Source organism: Pseudomonas sp. 1L-E-NC-VB-C3 (assembly GCF_057291535.1).
Map to the genome: position 1 here is coordinate 77,755 of NZ_JBXAWD010000009.1, position 19,747 is coordinate 97,501.

Genomic DNA, 19,747 nt, shown 5'->3' on the forward strand with positions numbered 1-19,747 from the left:
CTCCGAGCTTGAGCGAGACGGCGATTGTGCCGCGTCTTTGCCATCGAAAAAAGCGATGGTTGCCAATTTGTTTCATCGTTAAAAACATTCAAGGATGACCCCGCGTCTTCGAACGCCGGGGCCGATTCTGTTTGTGCGTCTGTCCCTGAGCGCCCGCGATTACACCCAACGCTGCCCCTTCAGGAGCTTGTGCCATGACTACACAACGCGTTCACCCGGTCGACGAGGTGTTGCCCCTGCGGCAGCTTTTCACCTTCGGTCTGCAGCATGTTCTGGTGATGTATGCGGGAGCGGTGGCGGTGCCGCTGATTCTCGGCAGTGCGATGGGGCTGACGTCGGCTCAGGTGGTTTTACTGATCAACGCCAACCTGCTGACGTCCGGTGTGGCGACGTTGATTCAGACCCTCGGCTTCTGGAAGTTTGGCGCGCGTTTACCGTTGATTCAGGGCTGCTCGTTCATTGCGCTGGCGCCGATGATCATGATCGGCAAGGAGTTCGGCCTCAGCCAGATCTTCGGGGCGGTGATCGCCGCCGGCTTCCTGACCATCGCACTGGCGCCGGTGTTCAGCCGCTTGCTGCGATTCTTTCCGCCCGTGGTGATTGGCAGCCTGATCACCATCATCGGTATTTCACTGATGCCGGCGGCGGCAATCTGGCTCGGTGGTGGCAATCCCGATTCGCCTGACTTCGGTCGCCCGGCCAATCTGCTGCTGGGTCTGGCCACGGTCAGTGTGACGCTGGTGATTTATGCGAAATTCAGCGGCTTCATCGGTAACCTCAGTGTGCTCATCGGCTTGTTTGTCGGCAGCCTGATCGCTGCCGCCTGCGGCATGACGCACTTCAATCGGGTCAGCGAGGCGGCGTGGTTCGAGTTGAGCGCGCCAATGGCGTTCGGTGCGCCGGAATTTTCTCTGGTACCGATTCTGATCATGACCCTGGCGATGCTGGTGATCATGGCCGAGACCACTGGCAACTGCCTGGCCATCGGCAAACTGGTCGGCAAACCGACTACGCAGCAGACCCTCGGTAACGCCTTCCGCGCCGACGGCTTGTCGACCATGCTCGGTGGTCTGTTCAACAGCTTTCCCTATAACACCTTCACGCAAAACACCGGCCTGATTGCGCTTTCCAGCATCAAGAGCCGCTTCGTCGTTGCGACCGCTGGCGCGATCATGGTGTTGATGGGCTTGTTCCCCAAGCTCGGCGCGCTGATTGCGGCGGTGCCGACGCCGGTGCTGGGCGGCTGCGCGATCGTCATGTTCGGCATGACCACGGTGGCGGGCATTCAGGAACTGTCACGGGTGCAGTTCGAGGGCACACGCAACGCCATCATTGTTGCGGTGTCGGTCAGCGTCGGCGTCTTGCCAATGTCGTTTCCGGCCCTGTTCGAACATGTCGGCCCGACGCTGAAACTGGTGCTCGACAGCGGCATTTTCCTCGGTGCGATCACCGCCATTCTGCTCAACCTCTTGCTCAACAAACAAAAACCATCGACCGACGCCGTCGGCGCTTCCACGGCCAAACTGGCCGACTGACTTTTGTCTTTTCTCACTGCCCAGGAGTTACCCATGAATCAATTCACTCAGCTTGTTCCGGCCGGCGTCAGCGATCTGGACCTGGCATTGCTGCGCCAGACCATCGCCCTGTCGCAGGCGTCGAAACAACGTGGCCGGCACCCGTTTGCGGCGCTGGTGGCGGACCGCGACGGCAAGGTCATTGCCGAAGCGGGCAACAATTCGATGCCGCCGGAAGGTGATCCCACCCAGCATGCCGAACTGGTCGCGGTCGCTGCGGCGGCGAAGCGGTTGTCACCCACGGAGCTGGAGGCGTGCACGCTGTACACCAGCGCCGAACCTTGCTGCATGTGCGCGGGCGCGGTGTATTGGACCGGTGTCGGGCGAGTGGTGTATGCGTTATCGGAACATGCTTTGCTCGGATTGACCGGCGATCATCCGGAGAACCCGACGTTCTCGTTGCCGTGTCGCGAGGTGTTTGCCAGAGGGCAGCGCACGGTGAGCGTTTTCGGGCCGATGCTGGAGGAAGAGGCGGCTGAGCCGCATAAAGGGTTCTGGTCTTAGTTGTTATTGACCGTTCCCACGCGGAGCGTGAGGAACGATCAGTTTCGCGCGGTCAGGTACTGGTCACTTCACCGGGACGATAACCGCACATTCCCCAGCGGAATGCCCCCCATGGTCTGTTGTGGGGCGCCTGGCTGGCGTGCAAGCTCAGCCAGGCGACCCGATTTGCCTAAGCCTCCGTCCAGTCCAGCGCTGCCGTCTCGCGCCACTTCACCTCCGTAATCCCATAGCGCTCGGCCTGGGGTTTGGAAATCACTTTCAACGGTGGTTTACCCGGTTTCGGAATCGGCGCAATACCGGCGTCACAGCTCGCCCAATGCCAAGCGTCGGCGTTGCGCATACTCTTGGCGCGGATGACGAATGATTTTGGCTGGTCGTGATGTTTGTATTCGATGACGAAAATATCGGTGCTACGCATGAGTTCCTCCTTACGCTCATACGTAAATGATTTTGTCCGACAAGAAAAATTCAAAGGATTTTCTGGCCAGATGATCATCGTCACTCAGCGCTCTGAAACGCGGTTCTTCATGAAGCCGCGCAGGTTCATCAGGAACAGGCAAAGCTGCAGAACGATCAGCGCGTAAGCCCCGGCATGGACGCCCCAGATCACCCACAGCAAATTGCTCAGACTGAAACAAACGAAGCCGCTCATGCGCCGTTGCGGTCGTTGCGAACCGATCAGCCAGGCGGCCAGAACGGTGACCAGCATCGCCGGCCATTGCACCCAATCCAGATATGCCAACACTCCATCCTCTGCTCAGATTTGCTTGATGCAGAAAGGGTACACAGCAACCGAAGTATGGTCACCGCCCGCACGGTTCTGCGTAGCAATGGCGGTGAAAAAGGTTTCGCCCGGCAGAAGCCGGGCGAAGATTTCAGGCGCGCAATCAGTAATCCCAAATCGCAGGTATCCAACGGAAAGCAGCACCATTGATCGCGACCCTACCCACCGAAGGGAAGGCCAGATGCGTGGCGACAAACAGCTCGCCGCTGGCGGCGGCTTCCTTGAGCATGCGCACGCGCACTTCCACCGATTTGGTCGGATCGTGTTCGAAACCGTTGTGCCAGTCAGGGTGATCGAACGCCACCGGGAACAACGCGTCACCGGCAAAGGTCAGGCGCTCGCCACCGGAGTTGACGTAGACCACGCAGTGCCCTGGCGTATGACCACCGGTGAGTTTTGCAACTACGCCCGGTGCAACCTGACATTCGTCTTCGAATATGTGCAACTTGCTTTCATAGTGGTTGATGAACGCGTTGGCGGTGCTGCGCAGGACGTCTGGTACTGGTGCGGGCATGTCGGTGCTGGTGAAGTCTGGCGTGGACCAGAAATTCACTTCGGCAGCGGTGACGTGGATGCGCACGTCGTGGCGCAGACGGCTCTTCACCGAGTCGACCAGTAGGCCGCCGATATGGTCCATGTGCATGTGCGTGATGACGATATCAGTGATGTCGGCGAGGTCCACCCCGGCAGCGGCCAGGCGCTTGGGGAACTGCCCGGCGCGCGGGAAACCGGGGAATTGGCCACCGAGGCCGGCGTCGACGAGGATGACTTGTTCGCCGCTACGCACCACCAGCACGTTGAGCGCCCAGTCGAAGGCGTCAGGGCCCAGATACATTTCCTTGAACCAGGCGGCACGGTCGGCGGGGGCGGCATTGGTTGACATGGTCTGGGTCGGCAACGGCAACACGCCGTCGCTGATCACCATCACGTCAATGTCGCCCAGGCGCAGGGCGTAGCGCGACGGCACCAGTTCTTCGCTTTGCGTTTGCAGGGCCACCGCGCGGTTGGCGGTGAAGGAATCCAGATGCAGGGTCATGGTGTTCTCCTTGTTCTCAGGGCTAAAGCGGAGGGTGAAATCAGGCTACAGGGATCAGCGGATCGGCGGCCGCGAGGGCGGCGCGACGTTCGGCGGCGGGCGGGTAGATCCACACCGTGTTGATCTGCGTCTTCAGCTCTTTGGCTTCGGCCTTCACCAGTTTCAGCTGACGATCCCAGCCTTCGGTGTACACCGCCCCCCAGGCGCCCAGATCCAGGCAAGTCACGTACTTGGGCTGGCGATACATTGTCGGAGCGACGCCGAGGATATCGGCGGCGGCGTTGTTGCCGGCGTAGCGACCCAGGCTGATCGCATGCTGGCAAGACATCGCGGCATAGTTGCCGAGGTCGTCAGTGGCGGCGCGAGCGACATCACCGGCGGCAAAGACGTGATCGATGCCGTGCACCTTGAGGTTGCCATCGACATGCAAGCGGCCCTGGCCATCGCGTTCGGCGTCGAGTTGTTCGGTGAGCGGGCTGGCGCGGAAACCTACGGTCCAGATCACGGTGTGGCTTTCGATGTGGCGGCCATCGGCGAGGGTGACGCCATTGGCATCCACAGCGGCAACGCTGGCATCGACGATCCATTCGATACCCAGGTCATTGGACGCCTCGATGATCGACGGGCGAATGCCATCGCCCATGGTCGCAGCGATGTCCTTGCTGCGATCGACAATGATCACGCGCAGGTCTTGATCCTCACCGAGAATCGCGCGCAGGCGCGCCGGCATTTCCGTCGCAGTTTCAATCCCGGTGAAACCGCCACCGGCGACCACCACGGTGTTGCGCGCAACGCTGGGCGGTTGGTTGCCGAGGGCGATGAGATGGCGTTCCAGACGCGCCGAGGATTCGATCTGATCGACATCGAACGCATGCTCCTTGAGGCCAACCACCGGAGGCCGAGCGAGCTGGCTGCCGCTGGCGAGAACCAGCCGATCGTAGGCCAGTTCACCCGGACGCCCGGCCTCGTCGCGGTAACCGATTCGGCGCGCCCGGGCGTCGATGCTTTCAGCGGTGCCTTTGACGAAGCGCACACCCACCGCATCGAACAGCGCGTCGAGCGGCGCGTACATGCTGTGCACGTCCGGCTCGTAGAAGCGCGGGCGAATACGCAATTCCGCTTGCGGGGCGAGCAGCGTGATCTCGACATCCTGACGGGCATGCATATCCAGCAAACGCGCAGCGCTCAGCGCACTCCACAGCCCGCCGAACCCTGCACCGATCACCAATAATTGCTGTTTCATAATGTGCTCCCTGACGCTGATGGATGGATGACACCCGAGTCCGATGCGGACTCTGGCGTGACGATCACTGGCCGCCGTAACTGCTTGCCGTACTGCCTGGCGCTCAATCGCCCGCTGTGTAGAGCCATGCTAGGGCGGGGAGGCTACGAGCGCAGTTGTCCATCGGTGTGCGTGGGGTACGCATGGGTGGAAGGGGGGTATACGAAGGTATGGGGAAAAAGGATCAACCCAGCGCTTTTTCCAGGCAGGCGAGCAAACGTTCAGCCTGAAATGGCTTGGCCAGACACGCGATGACCCCGGGTACGCTGTTGGGCATTTTGCCCGCATGCGCCGACACAAAAATCACCGGCATCCGCCAGCCTTGCGCCCGCAGTGCATCCAGCATCTGCAAACCACCCATGCCCGGCATCTGAATATCGGAAATCAAACAATCAGTCTGCGCCGGCCCGTCCGAGTCAAGGTAGTCCGCTGGCGCCGCATAGCAGAACACCTGATACCCCGACGCTCGCAGCAGGCTGCTCAGCGATGTGCGCATTGCCTCGTCGTCGTCCACTACCGCAATGACATGCGTCTTGTACATAAAGCTCCCGGGCCGGGCGGCCGAGCTGGTGACTCCTGTCGTTCTTGCACCATACGCTGATGGCCAGCGGGCAAAACTATACGTAGGTATAGCGGTTCAGCCATCGCGGCTGAAGCGACTGCGGTAGTCGCGCGGGGAGATCGACAGGTGGCGCTGGAAGCAGGCGCGCAGGCGTTCTTCATCGTTGAAGCCGCAGAGGCGGGCGATTCGTTCGATTTTGTGCGGGGAGTTTTCCAGCAGGCGTTTGGCCGCTTCGAGCCGGAACAGCTCGAGCGCTTTCGACGGTGTGCGCCCGGTGCGCGCTTTATAGACCCGCGTGAAGTTGCGCAGGCTCATTGCGGCTTGCTCGGCGAGGCGCTCCACCGTCAGATTCGGGTCGCCGAGGCGCTCCATGAGCCAAAGGTGCAGATCATCGAACATCGCAGCGTCCTGCGCCTGCGATTGCAGCAGCGTGCTGTATTGCGCCTGGCCGCCGGGGCGTTTGATGTACACCACCAATTCCCGCGCGACTTGCAACGTCACTTCACGGCCGTAATCGGCCTCTACCAGCGCCAGCGCCAGATCGATCCCGGCGGTGACTCCGGCCGAGGTCCAGACCTTGCCTTGCTGAATGAAGATCGCGTCGGCATCTACCTCGACCGCTGGAAAGCGATCGCGCAAAGCGTCGCACATCGCCCAGTGAGTGGCAGCGCGGCGGGCGTCGAGCAATCCGGCCTGAGCCAGCAGAAACGCACCACTGCACACCGAGACCACGCGGCGGGCGAGGTGAGCATAGTCCTGCAGCCAGTCGCTCAGTTCGCGGTGCTCCTCAAGGGTCTGGCAGATGTCAGGGGCGCCGGGCACGACCAGCGTGTCCAGCGCGGTGGTGTCGAGCGTGGTTAACGCTTGGGTGTCGATGGCCAGCCCTTCGACGGTCGGGATCAAGCCGCCGCTGAGGCTGGCGGTGTGCAGTTGATAACCGGGCTGCCCGCGCTCGACCAAGGCTTTGCTCGCCGCCCAGAACACGGTCTGCGCACCGCTGAGATCGAGCAGGCTCAGCCGTGGGTAGGCGATAAACACCACGTCGCGCGGGGCCGTTGTAAAAGCGGGATGAGTGGACATCGCGGGCCTGCCTGTTTGCAGCGCTAGAGGCGGGACTGCCTCAGCCTGGCCGATTTTCAGGGGTTTCTGGCCGGCCGGCAATGGTGCTGACTGTTAGCCTGATTGCTGACCGTCCGGCCGGTGTCTGGCTGCGGTGGCCATCCTGAACTAGATTTATTGACCAGCCCAATGCGTGCTGCGATCTCGCCGAGGAGACACAATGACCTTGTGGTCGCATTCCAGCCCTGCGCAAAGTCCCGATGTGCTCGGCGAACCAGTGGTGTACGTGGTCGATGACGATGCCTCGATGCGCCAGGCGCTCGACAGCTTGCTGCGCTCGATCGGCTTGCAGGTGCGAACCTTCGACAGCGCCGGAGATTTTCTCGCGCAAGCGCAACGTGAGGTACCCGGTTGCCTGGTGCTCGACGTGCGCCTGCGCGGCGAAAGTGGCCTGACGTTTCAGGAACAGATGGAAAAAAATGGCTTGCGCATCCCTGTGGTGTTCATGACCGGCCACGGCGACATCGCCATGAGCGTCAAGGCGATGAAGGCCGGCGCGGTGGATTTTCTGGCCAAGCCGTTCCGTGATCAGGACATGCTCGACGCCGTGGCCAGTGCGTTGGCTCGCGACCGTGCGCGGCTAGCAGCCGAACACTCCGGCGCCGTTTTGTGTCGGGCTTACCAAACCCTGACCGCACGTGAGCGCGAAGTGCTCGGCTTCGTCATTGCCGGGCTGATGAACAAACAGATTGCCGGACAGCTCAACCTCAGCGAGGTCACGGTCAAGGTCCACCGTGGCCAGGTCATGCGCAAAATGGCCGCACGTTCAGTGGCCGATCTGGTGCGTATCGCAGAAGCGCTGGGCATCGAGCCTGTCCAGCGCAACCCCTGAGCGCTGGCGACGTGCAACTCACCGTGCGGCAAAAAACCTGAGCAGTGTTGACGCAGATGGCCAGCAGAAAACAGATTTTGTGGGACGACGGCGAGCGGGTGCTGTCCCGTGAGCGCGGTTCGAATGATGGCAGCCTACTGGCGGTGCGTCCGGCGATGGGCCAGCCATTGCCGAGCACCCTGGAGCGTCTGGCGCATGAATACAGCCTCAGGGACGACCTCAATCCTGCCTGGGCGTTGCAGCCGACAGCTTTCGAGCGTACGGGCACCCGAGTTCGTCTGCTGTTCGACGATCCGGGTGGCGAGCCGTTGTCGCGATTGCTGGTCGCTCCGCTGGATATCGAAACCTGTCTGGAATTGGCCACGAACATCGCCAAGGCACTGGGCCATATGCATCAGTGTGGTCTGGTGCACAAAGACCTGAAACCGCAGCATGTCTTTGTCCATTGCCATGACGGGCAGGCGCGGCTGACCGGCTTCGGCCTGGCCACGCGCTTGCCACGGGAACGGCAAGCGCCCACGCCACCGGAATCTATCGCCGGCACGCTGGCTTACATGGCGCCGGAGCAAACCGGGCGGATGAATCGTTCGATCGATTCGCGTAGTGATCTGTATGCCTTTGGCGTGACGCTGTACCAGATGCTCACCGGCTCGCTGCCGTTCAGTGCCAGTGAACCGATGGAGTGGGTGCATTGCCATATCGCGCGGCTGCCAATGCCCGTGTGTGAACGGGTGGCGACGGTGCCGCCGATGTTCTCGCGAGTGGTCATGAAACTGCTGGCGAAAACTGCCGAGGAGCGCTATCAGAGCGCAGTCGGTGTCGAGCATGACTTGCGCCGTTGCCTCGATGACTGGCGCCGTATGCGGCAGATCGAGACGTTCACGTTGGACGAGCAGGGCGCCTGCGAGCGCTTGCTGATTCCGGAAAAACTCTACGGCCGCGAACACGAAGTGCAAACGTTGATCGATGCCTTCGCCAATGTGGTGCAGACAGGCGCGCCGACACTGGTGCTGGTATCCGGCTATTCCGGCATCGGCAAATCGTCGGTGGTCAGTGAACTGCACAAGGTGCTGGTGCCGTCGCGTGGCTTGTTCGCCGCCGGCAAGTTCGACCAGTACCAGCGCGACGTGCCTTATTCGACTCTGGTTCAGGCCTTTCAGGGGCTGGTGCGGACGCTGTTGGGCAAGCGCACCGACGTACTGGCGGGCTGGCGCGAAGCACTGTTGCGGGCACTGGAAGCGAATGCGCGGTTGATCACCGATCTGATCCCCGAACTCAAGCTGATCATCGGCGAGCCGCCGCCCGTGCCTGAGTTGGAGCCGCAACAGGCGCAGCAGCGGTTCCTTCAGGTCTTGCAGCGTTTTATCGGCGTGTTCGCTCAGTCCGAGCATCCGTTGGCGCTGTTCCTTGACGACCTGCAATGGCTCGACGCGGCCACCCTTGATCTGCTCGAAGATTTGCTCAGTCGCGCAGAGACCCCTCATCTGCTGCTGGTCGGTGCTTATCGCGACAACGAGGTAGATGGCGATCACCCACTCAGCCGCACACTCAAGACCCTGCATCACGCCGGCGTACACATTGACGAAATTCGTCTGGCGCCACTGGCTGGCGCGCACATCGAACAACTGATCAGCGAGTCACTGCGCTGCCCGCCGGCGAGCATTGTCGCGCTGGCGCGGCTGGTGCTGGACAAGACCGCTGGCAATCCGTTCTTCGTCATCCAGTTTCTGCACGCCCTGGCCGAGGAGAAGCTGCTGACATACGAGCCTGCGTGCCAGCGCTGGCGGTGGGATGTGCACCTGATCAACGGCAAGGGCTACACCGACAATGTCGTCGATTTGATGGTCGGCAAACTGGCGCGGCTGCCCCAGGAAACCCGCCAGGCGCTGCAACAACTGGCCTGCCTGGGCAACGTCGCGCGTCTCGACACGCTGGCCACAGTCCTTGATGTGCCGGTGCCTCACGTTCACTCCGCATTGTGGCCGGCGGTGCGGCTTGAGTTGGTCGAGCGTCAGGACGGTGCCTACAGGTTTGTGCATGATCGCATCCATGAGGCGGCGTATTCGCTGATCGCTGAAACCGAACGGGCGCAAATGCACTTGCGCATCGGCCGGCTGCTGGCACTGCAAACCCAGGGTGAGCGGCGCGAGGAGGCGATCTTCGAGATTGTCGGCCAGCTCAATCGCGGTGCGCATCTGATCAGCCTGCGTGCCGAGCGCGAGCAACTGGCCGAGTTCAACCTGCTCGCCGGCCAGCGAGCGAAGGCCTCGACCGCTTATACCTCAGCACTGACCTATCTGGGCGCCGGCGCAGAACTGTTGGGCGAGCAGGGTTATGACAGTCGGCATGAACTGGGTTTCGCTCTGGAGCTGAACCGTGCCGAGTGCGAATTTCTCACCGGCCAACTGCAGCTTGCCGACTCGCGCCTGGCGACATTGGCCGAGCGCGCCGTGACCACCGTCGAGCGCGCGGCGGTGGCGTGCCTGCAGATGGATGTCTACTTGCTGCTTGATCGCAGTGACCGGGCGGTGACGGTGTGTCTGGCCTTTCTGCGTCAGGTCGGCATCGATTGGCCAGCGCGTCCGGACGATATTCAGGTGCGCGACGAATATCAGCAGGTCTGGACCAGCCTGCGCGGGCGCAGTATCGAGCAGATGATCGACTTGCCGCTGATGGAGGATCCTGCCGCGCGGGCCACCCTCGATGCGCTGGGCAAACTCTTCGCGCCGGCGGTGCAGTCGGATCTGAACCTCGCCAGCCTGACCATTTGCAAAGCGATCAGCCTGAGCCTGCAATATGGCAACTGCGACGCCTCCTGCCTGCTCTATGCCAACTTCGGGCGCGTGTCGGGGCCGCGTTTTGGCGACTATGCCGCTGGTTATCGATTTGGCCGTCTGGGCTGCGATCTGGTTGATCGGCGCGGGCTCACGCGTTATGAGGCGAGCACCTGGTTGTGCTTCTCGATCTTCGTGGTGCGCTGGATGCGGCCAGTGCGCGAGTGCCGCGAACTGTTGCGCCGTGCGCTCAACGCGGCCCATCGCAGCGGCGATCTGCCGTATGCCGCGTTCGCCGGAAACAGCCTGATTTCCGATCTGTTGTTTATCGGCGAGCCGCTGGCCGAGGTGCAGGCGCAAGCGGAATCAGGGCTGGTCTATGCACAAAAGGTCGGTTTCGGTCTGGTGGCGGATTTCATGCGCTGCCAGTTGACGCTGATCCGCATGCTGCGCGGGCAGACGCCGACGTTCGGCTGTTTCGACGATGACGGGTTCGATGAAACAGCTGTCGAGGCGCATCTGGCCGGTTCGGCGGATCTGGCGCTGGCGCGCGGCAAGTACTGGGTACGCAAGTTGCAGGCGCGCTATCTGGCCGGGGATTACGCGGCGGCCGCTGAGTGCGCGGCCCAGGCGCAGGGACTTTTGTGGGTGGTTTCGGCGTTTTTCGAGGAGGCCGAATACCATTTCTACGCGGCGTTGACCTTGGCGGCCCACGGCGAAACTGACGCCGGTGCTTTGCAGCGTCTGGGTCAACATCATGAACAGTTGCAGACGTGGGCGCGCTTGTGTGCAGAGACCTTCGCCAGTCAGGTGGCGCTGGTCGGCGCGGAAATGGCGCGCGTCACCGGACAGTTGCTCGAAGCCGAATTGCAGTACGAGCAAGCCATTCAATTGGCTCAGGACAATGGTTTGCTCCATATCGAAGCGCTGGCCAACGAACTGGCCGCACGGTTCTACGGCGCTCGCGGGCTGGTCAGGATATCCCGGGTTTACCTGCGCGACGCACGCTACGCCTATCTGCGTTGGGGGGCTGCTGGCAAGGTGCGGGAGCTGGAGCGACGTCATCGTTTTCTGCGTGCCGAAGAGGCGCAACCGAATCCGGTCACCACGCTCATTACGCCAGTTGAACATCTCGACCTGGCAACGGTGCTCAAGGTCTCTCAAGCAGTCTCCGGCGAGATCGTCCTGGACCGTTTGATCGAAACGGTGATGCGCACCGCGATCGAACAGGCCGGGGCCGAGCATGGCCTGCTCATTTTGTTGAACGCCGACATTCCCTATGTCGCTGCGCGAACCCGTATCGGCGACGGTGCCACGCAGCTGTGCAACGCGCCGCTGCACACGGTGGCGCTGGCAGAGTCAGTGCTCTACCAGACGCTGCGCACCGGCGAAAACCTGTGCCTGGACGACGCGGTTGCCGATCCGCTGTTCGCCGCTGATCCATACGTTCAGCAACGAGGCGCGCGCTCGATCCTGTGCCTGGCATTGATGAATCAGGCGCGGGTCGCCGGGGCGCTGTATCTGGAAAACAACCTGTCCGCCGGGGTGTTCAGCCCGACGCGTCTCGCCGTGTTGCGCCTGGTGGCGTCGCAGGCAGCGATCTCGCTGGACAACGCGCGCCTGTACCGCGACCTCGCCGAGCGAGAAGCGAAGATCCGTCGGCTGGTCGACGCCAACATCATCGGCATCATCGTCTGGGGCGTGGAAGGGGAAATCATCGAGGCCAATGACGCGTTCCTGCGCATGGTCGGTTACACCCGTGATGAGTTGCTTTCGGGCAGTGTCCATTGGCGTGACATGACCCCGCCGGCGATGCGCGCTAACAGCGATATTGCACTGGCAACGGCGATCCACACTGGCCGGGCCCAGCCATTCGAAAAGGAGTACATCCGCAAGGACGGCAGTCGGCTGCCGGTGATTGTCGGTCTGGCTGCCTTCGAAGCGAGTCAGCAACAGGGCCTGGCCTTTGTGCTGGATATCAGCGAACGCAAGCTGGCTGAAGAGCAAGTGCGCGAAGGCGAGCGTCGTTATCGTCAGGTGCAAACGGAACTGGCCCACGCCAATCGTGTGGCGACCATGGGTCAGTTGGCCGCATCGATTGCCCACGAAGTCAATCAGCCGATCGCCGCCACGGTGACCCATGCTAATGCCGCGTTGCGCTGGCTCGGTGCAAAGCCACCAAATATCAACGAGGTCGAGCAGGGCCTGCGGCATATCATTCTCGACGGCAACCGCGCCGCCGACGTACTCGGGCGCATCCGCGCGCTGATTCACAAAACGCCACCGCAGCGTCAGCCTGTCAGCCTCAATCTGCTGATTGAAGAAATGGTCGGTTTCAGCCGGGGCGAAGCGCTCAAGCACGGCGCCGAAGTCAGCGTTGAGCTGGCGGCAGATTTGCCTTTCGTAGTGGCGGACCGGGTCGAACTGCAACAGGTGTTGCTCAACCTGATCATCAACAGCCTCGAAGCCATGACGATCATGGCAGAGGGGCAGCGACGTCTGCTGATTCGCAGTGAGGCGCTGGGCGATAACGTGCACATCAGCGTCAGCGATTCGGGGCCGGGCTTTGCCTGCGAGCGGCCGGAGCAAGTGTTCACGGCGTTCTTCACAACCAAATCCACCGGGCTGGGCATGGGCCTGTCGATTTGCCGCACGATCATTGAAGGACATGGCGGCAAATTGTGGGCCGAGCGCAATGAGCCGAGGGGGGCGCGGGTGGTGTTTGGCTTGCCGCGTTGTGAATGAACATGATCAACAGCCAGGCTACCCGGGCATTGAGCCCGGATGTTTCTGTCGGTGAGTTCAGGCCACCGGAATAGGATTTTCCAGCAGCGACAGGTTGAACTGCTCGATCAACCCGTGCTCGTTCGCGCCCTGGTTGGCTCGCAGCGGCAGCACTCGGTCGACCAGCACTTCGGTGGTGGCGGTTTCCAGCTTGATCAGGGTTTCCTCGATGAACTCGTCCAGCGGCATGGCGCGCTCGTCGCCGCTCTTGTGGATCAGGTCGGTATCGACCCAAGGTGGCGCGATTTCCAGGACCTTGACGCTGGTGTCGCGCAGCATGAAACGTTGCGACAGCGAGTAGGAATGGATCGCCGCTTTGGTCGCCGAATACAGCGCCGTGGTCGCCAGCGGCAGGTAGGCCAGCACCGAGCTGTTGTTGATGATGTAGGCCTCGGGCTGGCGCTTGAGGTGTTCGACGAACGCCGCGCTGACGCGCACCGGGCCGAGCAGGTTGGTCTGCAACAGACCTACTGCCTGCTCATCGTCGTAGTCGCCGGAACCCGCGTTGTCGAAGGGCATGATCCCGGCGTTGTTGATGATTACGTTCAACGACGGATGGCGGCGGATGACTTCGGCGGCGACGTCCTTGATCTGCTGCGCATCGTTGATGTCCAGCTGCACGGTGTCGATGCCCGGATTCGCCTGGGCAATCTCTGCCAGCAGGGTCTGGCGACGACCAGCGATGATGACCTTGTTGCCGCGCTGATGCAGGGCCTCGGCCAGTGCGCGGCCGATGCCGGAAGTGCCGCCGGTGATGAAGATCGTGTTGGCTTCAAGTTTCATGAGCTGCGTCCCGCGAGTGGATTGATTGGAATGCAAGCCATGATGGAGAAAACCTGCTCCGACCTGAATGACGTATGTGGTAGTGTTTCAGGACATTCAACAAACGGAGCGCGACCATGCATCGAGTCGGCTATCTGCTCACGGAAGGTTTTCAGGTGATGGCGCTGGCGACCCAGTCGGTGTTCGAGTTCGCCAACATCGTCACGGGCAAAGCCGTGTACAAGGTGCAGAACTTTTCCCAGGCCGGCGGCATCGTCAGCTCCTCGCTGGGCTTGCACGTCGATACGTTGCCGCTGACGCAAGCGGGGCTGGCCGACAGTTGGCTGGTGGCGGGAACGCTGACACCGCTGACGCCGCCCGATGCTGACGTGCTGCACAGCGTGCGCGGGCTCGCCGACGGCGCACGCCGCGTGGCCGGCATCTGCACCGGCTCGTTCGTACTGGCGCAGGCCGGTGTACTGGATAATCGCCGCGTGACCACGCACTGGGCGTTCGCCCCGGCGCTGCGCAGGATGCATCCCTCGGTGAATGTCGAGGACGACCGGATCTTTATTATCGACGGCCCGGTGTGGACGTCGGCGGGCATGACCGCTGGTGTCGACATGGCGTTGGGCATGGTTGAAAAAGATCTGGGCAGCGACATTGCGCGCTCGGTGGCCCATCGGCTGGTGATGCATCAGCGCCGCTCGGGCGGGCAGTCGCAGCACTCGGAATTGCTGTCGCTGTCACCCAAATCCGATCGCATTCAGAGTGCGCTGGATTACGCGCGCAAGCACCTCAATCGCCCGCTGAGTGTCGAAGAACTGGCCGAGGTGGTGCACCTGAGTCCGCGGCAATTCACCCGGGTGTTTACCGCCGAAACCGGCCAGTCTCCAGCCAAGGCGATAGAGAGCCTAAGGCTGGAAGCAGCGCGTTTGCTGATCGAGCAAAGTAGTCACAGTCTGGATGTGGTCGCCAGAGAAACCGGGTTTCGTGACCGCCGGCACATGCGCGAGGTGTTCATGCGCGGGTTTGGCGTGCCGCCGCAGGCGGTGCGGCGCGATTCGCGGCGGATGGTATGACGTGACCAGGGTCTACGAAAAAATGTTGACCCCCATTCTGCCGATCAGGAATACGAGCAGGATCAGGAAAAAAACTCTGATGAAACTGCTTCCATAACGTAATGCCAAAAAGACACCGGTCAGTGCACCGGCCATATTGCATAAAGCAACTATGCCGCCAATCGCCCACAAGACATTACCGGAGGGGATAAAAAATATGAGCGCAGCGCTGAACGTCCCCAGGTTGACCAGTTTTGCAGAGGCTGATGCATTGAGGAAATCAAAGCCAAAGACCTTGACGAAGATAAACAGCAGCAGGCTGCCACTGCCCGGGCCGAAGACACCATCGTAGAAACCGATCAGGCCGCCAAAGAAAACTCCAAGGCAAATGTCTTTCGTTCCGAAGTGGCGGTCTTTGCCTGCCAAGCCAAGTTTTTTTTCCATAAACGTGTAGATAGCCATGACTATCAATATGAAAAAGACAACGATCTCCATCAATCTTTTAGGAACAAGGGATACCGAGAGAGCTCCGAGAAAAGAAAATAAAAAAGCGGCGAGCATGGTCGGAAGGATTAAATTCCAGCGAATTTTTATGCGCTTCAGGTAACCCGATATTGATGAAATATTGCCTGCCAGAACGGCCAGTTTGTTGGTGCCGAAAATGGTGGCAAGGCTGTACTGGGGTAGAGCATGTAGAAGTGCCGGCACCTGTACCAGGCCCCCGCCACCGACCGCAGCGTCTATCAGGCCACCACAAAACGCGAAGAAACCCAATGCAAGAACAGCGTGTTCAACATCCATGCGATAGATCCCTGCGGAACGTCATTTGGCCGGAAGGTTCATGAGTCGCTCGTGGTTTGGTTTAAATATCGTCAAAACATGCCGATCATTCTCCAAGCTCACATTATGAGAGTTCATCGGCATGCTTCGTTAATCCATAGAGATCAACAGGTCATAATCCGATGCATGGCGGAGAATGCATTGCCGACTCTTTCATTGTAATTGAGCATGATGCCCTTCAGTCGCGCAGGCTTGAATTCCAGACCTACCGTCTGACCGTAAGCTTGCGCGGCCGCCAAGGCATGCAATCCGTGTTTGTTCTCAACTTCTCCGGAGTGCCCCATTACGTAGCCTTTGGCGTTACGCAGGTTTTGCGTGTTTGTCCTCAAGAACGGATTGGCCGCGAGGAGCTTTGCTTCAATATATTGAGCGATGAAATTGTATTCACGACCGTTCCACAGTTCAGATGAGATTGAAACCATCATCGCATCCATAATTGAAGATTTGTGTTCCTGCGAGTTTAGTGCCGTTTTATGCTTGGCGACCCCGGTGTTGTATAGGAAGTCCGCGAAGTCATTGCATTCAGCAATTTTGAATTGTTCTTCAACCCAGGCTGACGCACCAAAAGCTGCAGTCATGTAGTTGTACATTCCGTCATGGCCCTGATGTCCAAGACCGAAATCATCTTTCGCCACTTCATGCATATGCGCCATGACATTGTGGTAACCCTCACGTCTGTCGGCAGATACCGATATCGCATCCGCCGACAGGCGCATGATGATTTTTGCCGAGACAAGGCTGGTGGTTTTATGGGTTTCATTCCACCCATTGAAAAAGCTCAATACCGACGAGTCTATTACTGGCTTTTCGAGGAACGCCCTGAATGCGCTTTCAGCCGCCAGTTGCGCGTCTTGCGTGATGGAATGATTGAGTACCTCAAGCATGGCGTCCTGTATCTCAGCAACGTTGCCGACGCAGGCCAGCAACGGTTGACGCCGTTGGTTTTCTTCTAAGGTACGTCCGGGAATTTTCAAGTTGCGTATGTGCTTGGGCAGGGCCTGGATAAATGTCTCGCCAAATTCTTGCATGGATTTATGTTCAAGCGGTTCCAAACGACTCTGTGGCGATGCTGAGCTCATGATGTGTCCTTCTCCCTAAAGACCTATGAAATGTTTGGTTTTAACGCACTTTCTTGCCTTGCAGCGGCGAAATTAGCCCGATTTGTTGGCCTGCGACAAGTGACTTATACTGACCAAATCATTCATTTTTAATGAGCGTTTACATGGAGTTTTCGCAACTGGTCATGTTCAAGGCAGTAGCCGATCTGGGCAGTATCGTCCGTGCCTCGGAGCGATTGCACTGCGTGCCGTCCAACATCACCAACCGCATCAAGCTTCTGGAACGTGAGCTTGGAGTTGACCTGTTTATAAGGAAAGGCAGAGGATTGATCATCAGCCCTTCAGGTCGGCTTTTTCTCGGCTATACCAACAATATCCTGTCTTTGTGCGAAGAATCGCAACGAGCGCTTGATCCGTCGTCAGCTCCTTCGGGAGAACTCAGGATTGGTGCCATAGAATCATCCGCTACCGGCCGGTTACCCAAAGTGCTATCCAGGTTTCATCAACTTTATCCGGCTGTACAAATGCAATTCAGCACTGGCGATTGGTCACAATTATCCGCAGAAGTGGTCAACTACACGTTGGACGGGGCAATAATTGCCGTCAGGCCAGAACATCCGGACATCGAGAGTCTGGAGATCTATGAAGAGGATCTAGTGGTGATTGCCTCGCCGTCCGCGGGGGTGATAAACCAGCCAGAGGACCTGCGCGGTGTGGATTTATTCATGTGGCCTGAAGGATGTCCCTACAGAAAGGCTTTGGTAACCTGGCTGGAGCGGTACAAAGTTTTCAATCCGATAACAAGCATAGCCAGTTATGGCACCATCCTTGGCTGCGTAAGTTCAGGCGCCGGGATATCGTTGGTGCCCAGAGGCATGTTTGAACAGTTCCGCCAGCTCGGCGGTATTCAAGGATTCTTCTTCAATGACTTAAAGCCTGTGCAGAATTATTTTATCTGGAACAGGCACGTTGAATCTCATCGCGCAAAAGACAAGTTTGCCGATTTGCTCAAGGAAGAGTTCAAGGTTTGAGAAGTGGGCGGCAGTTGGCCCTATCCTGCAAAGTTCGCCTGCACTCGTCATTCAGCACAAGGGACCGAGCGCTTACAGAGACCACTGATAGGCTCTCGCAACCATGGTCATTGGATTGAAATAAATGAATCTGGAAGCGCAACTGCGGGATCTGATTGCTGAAGATCTCGTCCGCATGCACATCTTGCGCATAGTCAGGGATCTCAACTTGCCGGACTGCTGGGTTGCCGCAGGTTTTGTGCGCAGCCTGGTTTGGGATCATCTGCATCAGCGCCAACCTTCGCCGTTGCCCGAGGACATTGATGTCATATGGTTTGACAGAACACGTCCCGGTGATCAAACGGATTTGGCCGTGGAGGTCGAGCTTGCAGCACTGTGCAGTGACTTGAAGTGGTCGGTGAAAAACCAGGCACGCATGCACCAGCGGAACGCCGATGCGCCTTATGGGGCGGCTGCGGATGCAATGACGTTCTGGCCGGAAACTGCTACGGCAGTAGGTGTCAGGCTTGATCGGCATGGTGCGATAGAGGTTTCGGCGCCGTTGGGGCTGGAGGATTTGTTTGCGCTGAAAGTGCGGCCAACCGCCCGATTTGAAAGTGATAAATACGTGGTGTTTCTGGAGCGCCTGCAGTCGAAGAGATGGCTCGAGATCTGGCCGAAATTGACGCTCGTAACGCAGGGTTGATGCCGCCCCGATTGATCGTTTAAACCGATAAGGAAATCTTTATGCATCCCGACCTTTCGTAGAGCGCTCGGGTTTTTGATTGAGGCTTTGAAGTACCAGGGACAACTAGCGGCACACGACCGAGGAGCAAAATGGAGATTGACCCGCTGCTTAAGAAGCGACAGTTGAATGTGCAGGAGCAGAATGCTGTGACTGCCCATCGCCTGATCCCCTTGTAGGAGTGAGCCTGTTCGCGATGACGCCAGCCCATTCACCGCCACATAAACAGAAAACCCTTAGCCCGTTTAAACAGTAAATCAAGCATTAAGCAAACGGCTACAACGCCTTGCGCCATTCCCTACGACTACGCCAGAATCCGCCGGCTTGTGCGTCTGCCGTTCCCTCCGTAACTTGATTCCTGTCACTGCTCACCAGTGATCGGGTCTGCAAGCCCGTCGGAAATCAGTCGCATACCCCTGCCAAAGGACATTCGTTCGTGTCCGCTCAATGGCGGCTTTGTGCGGGAGACCTTCGGGTCTGCCGGGTTCCTGATTTCCCGGTCTTGCAGACCCGCGCACAGCTGCCACCCATCATCTGCAAGTGATGTTGGCAGCTCCAGACGAATAATCAGGAGTTTCACCATGTTCAAGGTCACACCCAATCCCCCAACCACCGACCCCGCATCCCCCTACGAATCAAGTGCATCGAAAAAACTACACGAAGCCGCCGAACGCGCCCTCGATCACTACCTCGGCCCGGCAGACATCCTGGCCAGCACCAACACCCCGGAACAGATGTTCCTCGCCAACCCGAAATACGACACCGAGTCCCTGCTGGCCAACGCCAGCAAATCCCTCGGCTCGGCCACCACCATGCTCTACGACTTCGCCGCGCTGCTCGACAACCCGCGCCGCAAAACCCTTCTAGGCATCGCCCAGGTCGTCATGCTCGGCGAAATCGCGGTCAATCAGGCTTTGGATAAAGTCGAAATAGCCAAATGACCCGCAATGCGACGAGCGCAAAACCTCGTCGCAACTCCCCGGGCGCGCCATGGCTGGCACACGGCCACGGCTTGCACCA

At 59.6% G+C, this 19,747-nt stretch carries 17 protein-coding genes; 8 read left to right on the top strand and 9 right to left on the bottom strand.

The window, feature by feature from the left end:
• Positions 1 to 194: 194 nt before the first annotated feature.
• The gene (locus AC0Z5Z_RS16075) at positions 195 to 1,535 is read left to right on the top strand and encodes a nucleobase:cation symporter-2 family protein (RefSeq protein ID WP_485611306.1); all 1,341 of its coding nucleotides are present in this window, start codon (positions 195 to 197) and stop codon (positions 1,533 to 1,535) included.
• Positions 1,536 to 1,568: 33 nt separating this feature from the next.
• The gene (locus tag AC0Z5Z_RS16080) at positions 1,569 to 2,078 is read left to right on the top strand and encodes a nucleoside deaminase (RefSeq protein WP_041480581.1); all 510 of its coding nucleotides are present in this window, start codon (positions 1,569 to 1,571) and stop codon (positions 2,076 to 2,078) included.
• A gap of 169 nt (positions 2,079 to 2,247) precedes the next feature.
• Here the strand turns inward: AC0Z5Z_RS16080 and AC0Z5Z_RS16085 are convergent, their stop codons facing one another.
• From AC0Z5Z_RS16085 to AC0Z5Z_RS16110, 6 genes are all read right to left on the bottom strand, one after another.
• Entirely contained in the window at positions 2,248 to 2,496 is a 249-nt protein-coding gene (locus AC0Z5Z_RS16085) for a DUF6555 family protein (RefSeq protein ID WP_485611307.1), read from the bottom strand.
• A gap of 84 nt (positions 2,497 to 2,580) precedes the next feature.
• Entirely contained in the window at positions 2,581 to 2,787 is a 207-nt protein-coding gene (locus AC0Z5Z_RS16090; protein ID WP_370593551.1) for a hypothetical protein, read from the bottom strand.
• Positions 2,788 to 2,965: 178 nt separating this feature from the next.
• Positions 2,966 to 3,898: an MBL fold metallo-hydrolase gene (locus AC0Z5Z_RS16095; RefSeq protein WP_252877893.1), complete on the bottom strand. Its 933-nt coding sequence runs from the start codon at positions 3,896 to 3,898 to the stop codon at positions 2,966 to 2,968.
• 40 nt (positions 3,899 to 3,938) lie between these two features.
• A complete protein-coding gene (locus AC0Z5Z_RS16100; RefSeq protein WP_095179611.1) occupies positions 3,939 to 5,141 on the bottom strand; it encodes an NAD(P)/FAD-dependent oxidoreductase in 1,203 nt (400 codons plus the stop codon).
• Between the two features lie 223 nt (positions 5,142 to 5,364).
• Entirely contained in the window at positions 5,365 to 5,721 is a 357-nt protein-coding gene (locus tag AC0Z5Z_RS16105) for a response regulator transcription factor (protein ID WP_056784799.1), read from the bottom strand.
• Positions 5,722 to 5,817: 96 nt separating this feature from the next.
• Entirely contained in the window at positions 5,818 to 6,822 is a 1,005-nt protein-coding gene (locus AC0Z5Z_RS16110; protein WP_485611308.1) for a GlxA family transcriptional regulator, read from the bottom strand.
• A gap of 199 nt (positions 6,823 to 7,021) precedes the next feature.
• On the opposite strand from AC0Z5Z_RS16110, the gene AC0Z5Z_RS16115 reads away from it, so the two are divergent.
• The gene (locus tag AC0Z5Z_RS16115) at positions 7,022 to 7,693 is read left to right on the top strand and encodes a response regulator transcription factor (RefSeq protein ID WP_056784803.1); all 672 of its coding nucleotides are present in this window, start codon (positions 7,022 to 7,024) and stop codon (positions 7,691 to 7,693) included.
• 56 nt (positions 7,694 to 7,749) lie between these two features.
• Entirely contained in the window at positions 7,750 to 13,212 is a 5,463-nt protein-coding gene (locus AC0Z5Z_RS16120; protein WP_315435624.1) for a trifunctional serine/threonine-protein kinase/ATP-binding protein/sensor histidine kinase, read from the top strand.
• Positions 13,213 to 13,269: 57 nt separating this feature from the next.
• Here the strand turns inward: AC0Z5Z_RS16120 and AC0Z5Z_RS16125 are convergent, their stop codons facing one another.
• Entirely contained in the window at positions 13,270 to 14,034 is a 765-nt protein-coding gene (locus AC0Z5Z_RS16125) for an SDR family oxidoreductase (protein WP_315435625.1), read from the bottom strand.
• A gap of 116 nt (positions 14,035 to 14,150) precedes the next feature.
• Between AC0Z5Z_RS16125 and AC0Z5Z_RS16130 the strand changes: the two genes are divergently transcribed.
• Entirely contained in the window at positions 14,151 to 15,095 is a 945-nt protein-coding gene (locus AC0Z5Z_RS16130) for a GlxA family transcriptional regulator (RefSeq protein ID WP_056784807.1), read from the top strand.
• Positions 15,096 to 15,107: 12 nt separating this feature from the next.
• On the opposite strand, the gene AC0Z5Z_RS16135 is transcribed toward AC0Z5Z_RS16130, so the two are convergent.
• Positions 15,108 to 15,875: a sulfite exporter TauE/SafE family protein gene (locus AC0Z5Z_RS16135; protein WP_485611309.1), complete on the bottom strand. Its 768-nt coding sequence runs from the start codon at positions 15,873 to 15,875 to the stop codon at positions 15,108 to 15,110.
• Between the two features lie 143 nt (positions 15,876 to 16,018).
• The gene (locus AC0Z5Z_RS16140) at positions 16,019 to 16,993 is read right to left on the bottom strand and encodes a hypothetical protein (RefSeq protein ID WP_095179614.1); all 975 of its coding nucleotides are present in this window, start codon (positions 16,991 to 16,993) and stop codon (positions 16,019 to 16,021) included.
• 143 nt (positions 16,994 to 17,136) lie between these two features.
• Here AC0Z5Z_RS16140 and AC0Z5Z_RS16145 point away from each other — a divergent pair, with 143 nt between their 5' ends.
• From AC0Z5Z_RS16145 to AC0Z5Z_RS16155, 3 genes are all read left to right on the top strand, one after another.
• The gene (locus AC0Z5Z_RS16145) at positions 17,137 to 18,003 is read left to right on the top strand and encodes a LysR family transcriptional regulator (RefSeq protein WP_353188059.1); all 867 of its coding nucleotides are present in this window, start codon (positions 17,137 to 17,139) and stop codon (positions 18,001 to 18,003) included.
• Positions 18,004 to 18,127: 124 nt separating this feature from the next.
• Complete coding sequence (locus AC0Z5Z_RS16150) at positions 18,128 to 18,688, top strand: nucleotidyltransferase family protein (protein ID WP_095179616.1); 561 nt, start codon at positions 18,128 to 18,130, stop codon at positions 18,686 to 18,688.
• Between the two features lie 620 nt (positions 18,689 to 19,308).
• Positions 19,309 to 19,668, top strand: coding sequence for a DUF6124 family protein (locus AC0Z5Z_RS16155; protein WP_485611310.1), 360 nt, complete (start codon positions 19,309 to 19,311; stop codon positions 19,666 to 19,668).
• Positions 19,669 to 19,747: the final 79 nt, after the last annotated feature.

Excerpts from the sequence above, each read along its gene's own strand:
- AC0Z5Z_RS16155 (WP_485611310.1), top strand. The coding sequence starts at position 19,309 with ATGTTCAAGGTCACACCCAATCCCCCAACCACCGACCCCGCATCCCCC.
- AC0Z5Z_RS16115 (WP_056784803.1), top strand. The coding sequence starts at position 7,022 with ATGACCTTGTGGTCGCATTCCAGCCCTGCGCAAAGTCCCGATGTGCTC.
- AC0Z5Z_RS16110 (WP_485611308.1), bottom strand. The coding sequence starts at position 6,822 with ATGTCCACTCATCCCGCTTTTACAACGGCCCCGCGCGACGTGGTGTTT.
- AC0Z5Z_RS16085 (WP_485611307.1), bottom strand. The coding sequence starts at position 2,496 with ATGCGTAGCACCGATATTTTCGTCATCGAATACAAACATCACGACCAG.
- AC0Z5Z_RS16075 (WP_485611306.1), top strand. The coding sequence starts at position 195 with ATGACTACACAACGCGTTCACCCGGTCGACGAGGTGTTGCCCCTGCGG.
- AC0Z5Z_RS16140 (WP_095179614.1), bottom strand. The coding sequence starts at position 16,993 with ATGAGCTCAGCATCGCCACAGAGTCGTTTGGAACCGCTTGAACATAAA.
- AC0Z5Z_RS16095 (WP_252877893.1), bottom strand. The coding sequence starts at position 3,898 with ATGACCCTGCATCTGGATTCCTTCACCGCCAACCGCGCGGTGGCCCTG.
- AC0Z5Z_RS16135 (WP_485611309.1), bottom strand. The coding sequence starts at position 15,875 with ATGGATGTTGAACACGCTGTTCTTGCATTGGGTTTCTTCGCGTTTTGT.
- AC0Z5Z_RS16125 (WP_315435625.1), bottom strand. The coding sequence starts at position 14,034 with ATGAAACTTGAAGCCAACACGATCTTCATCACCGGCGGCACTTCCGGC.
- AC0Z5Z_RS16080 (WP_041480581.1), top strand. The coding sequence starts at position 1,569 with ATGAATCAATTCACTCAGCTTGTTCCGGCCGGCGTCAGCGATCTGGAC.
- AC0Z5Z_RS16120 (WP_315435624.1), top strand. The coding sequence starts at position 7,750 with ATGGCCAGCAGAAAACAGATTTTGTGGGACGACGGCGAGCGGGTGCTG.
- AC0Z5Z_RS16090 (WP_370593551.1), bottom strand. The coding sequence starts at position 2,787 with ATGCTGGTCACCGTTCTGGCCGCCTGGCTGATCGGTTCGCAACGACCG.
- AC0Z5Z_RS16145 (WP_353188059.1), top strand. The coding sequence starts at position 17,137 with ATGGAGTTTTCGCAACTGGTCATGTTCAAGGCAGTAGCCGATCTGGGC.
- AC0Z5Z_RS16130 (WP_056784807.1), top strand. The coding sequence starts at position 14,151 with ATGCATCGAGTCGGCTATCTGCTCACGGAAGGTTTTCAGGTGATGGCG.
- AC0Z5Z_RS16105 (WP_056784799.1), bottom strand. The coding sequence starts at position 5,721 with ATGTACAAGACGCATGTCATTGCGGTAGTGGACGACGACGAGGCAATG.
- AC0Z5Z_RS16100 (WP_095179611.1), bottom strand. The coding sequence starts at position 5,141 with ATGAAACAGCAATTATTGGTGATCGGTGCAGGGTTCGGCGGGCTGTGG.
- AC0Z5Z_RS16150 (WP_095179616.1), top strand. The coding sequence starts at position 18,128 with ATGAATCTGGAAGCGCAACTGCGGGATCTGATTGCTGAAGATCTCGTC.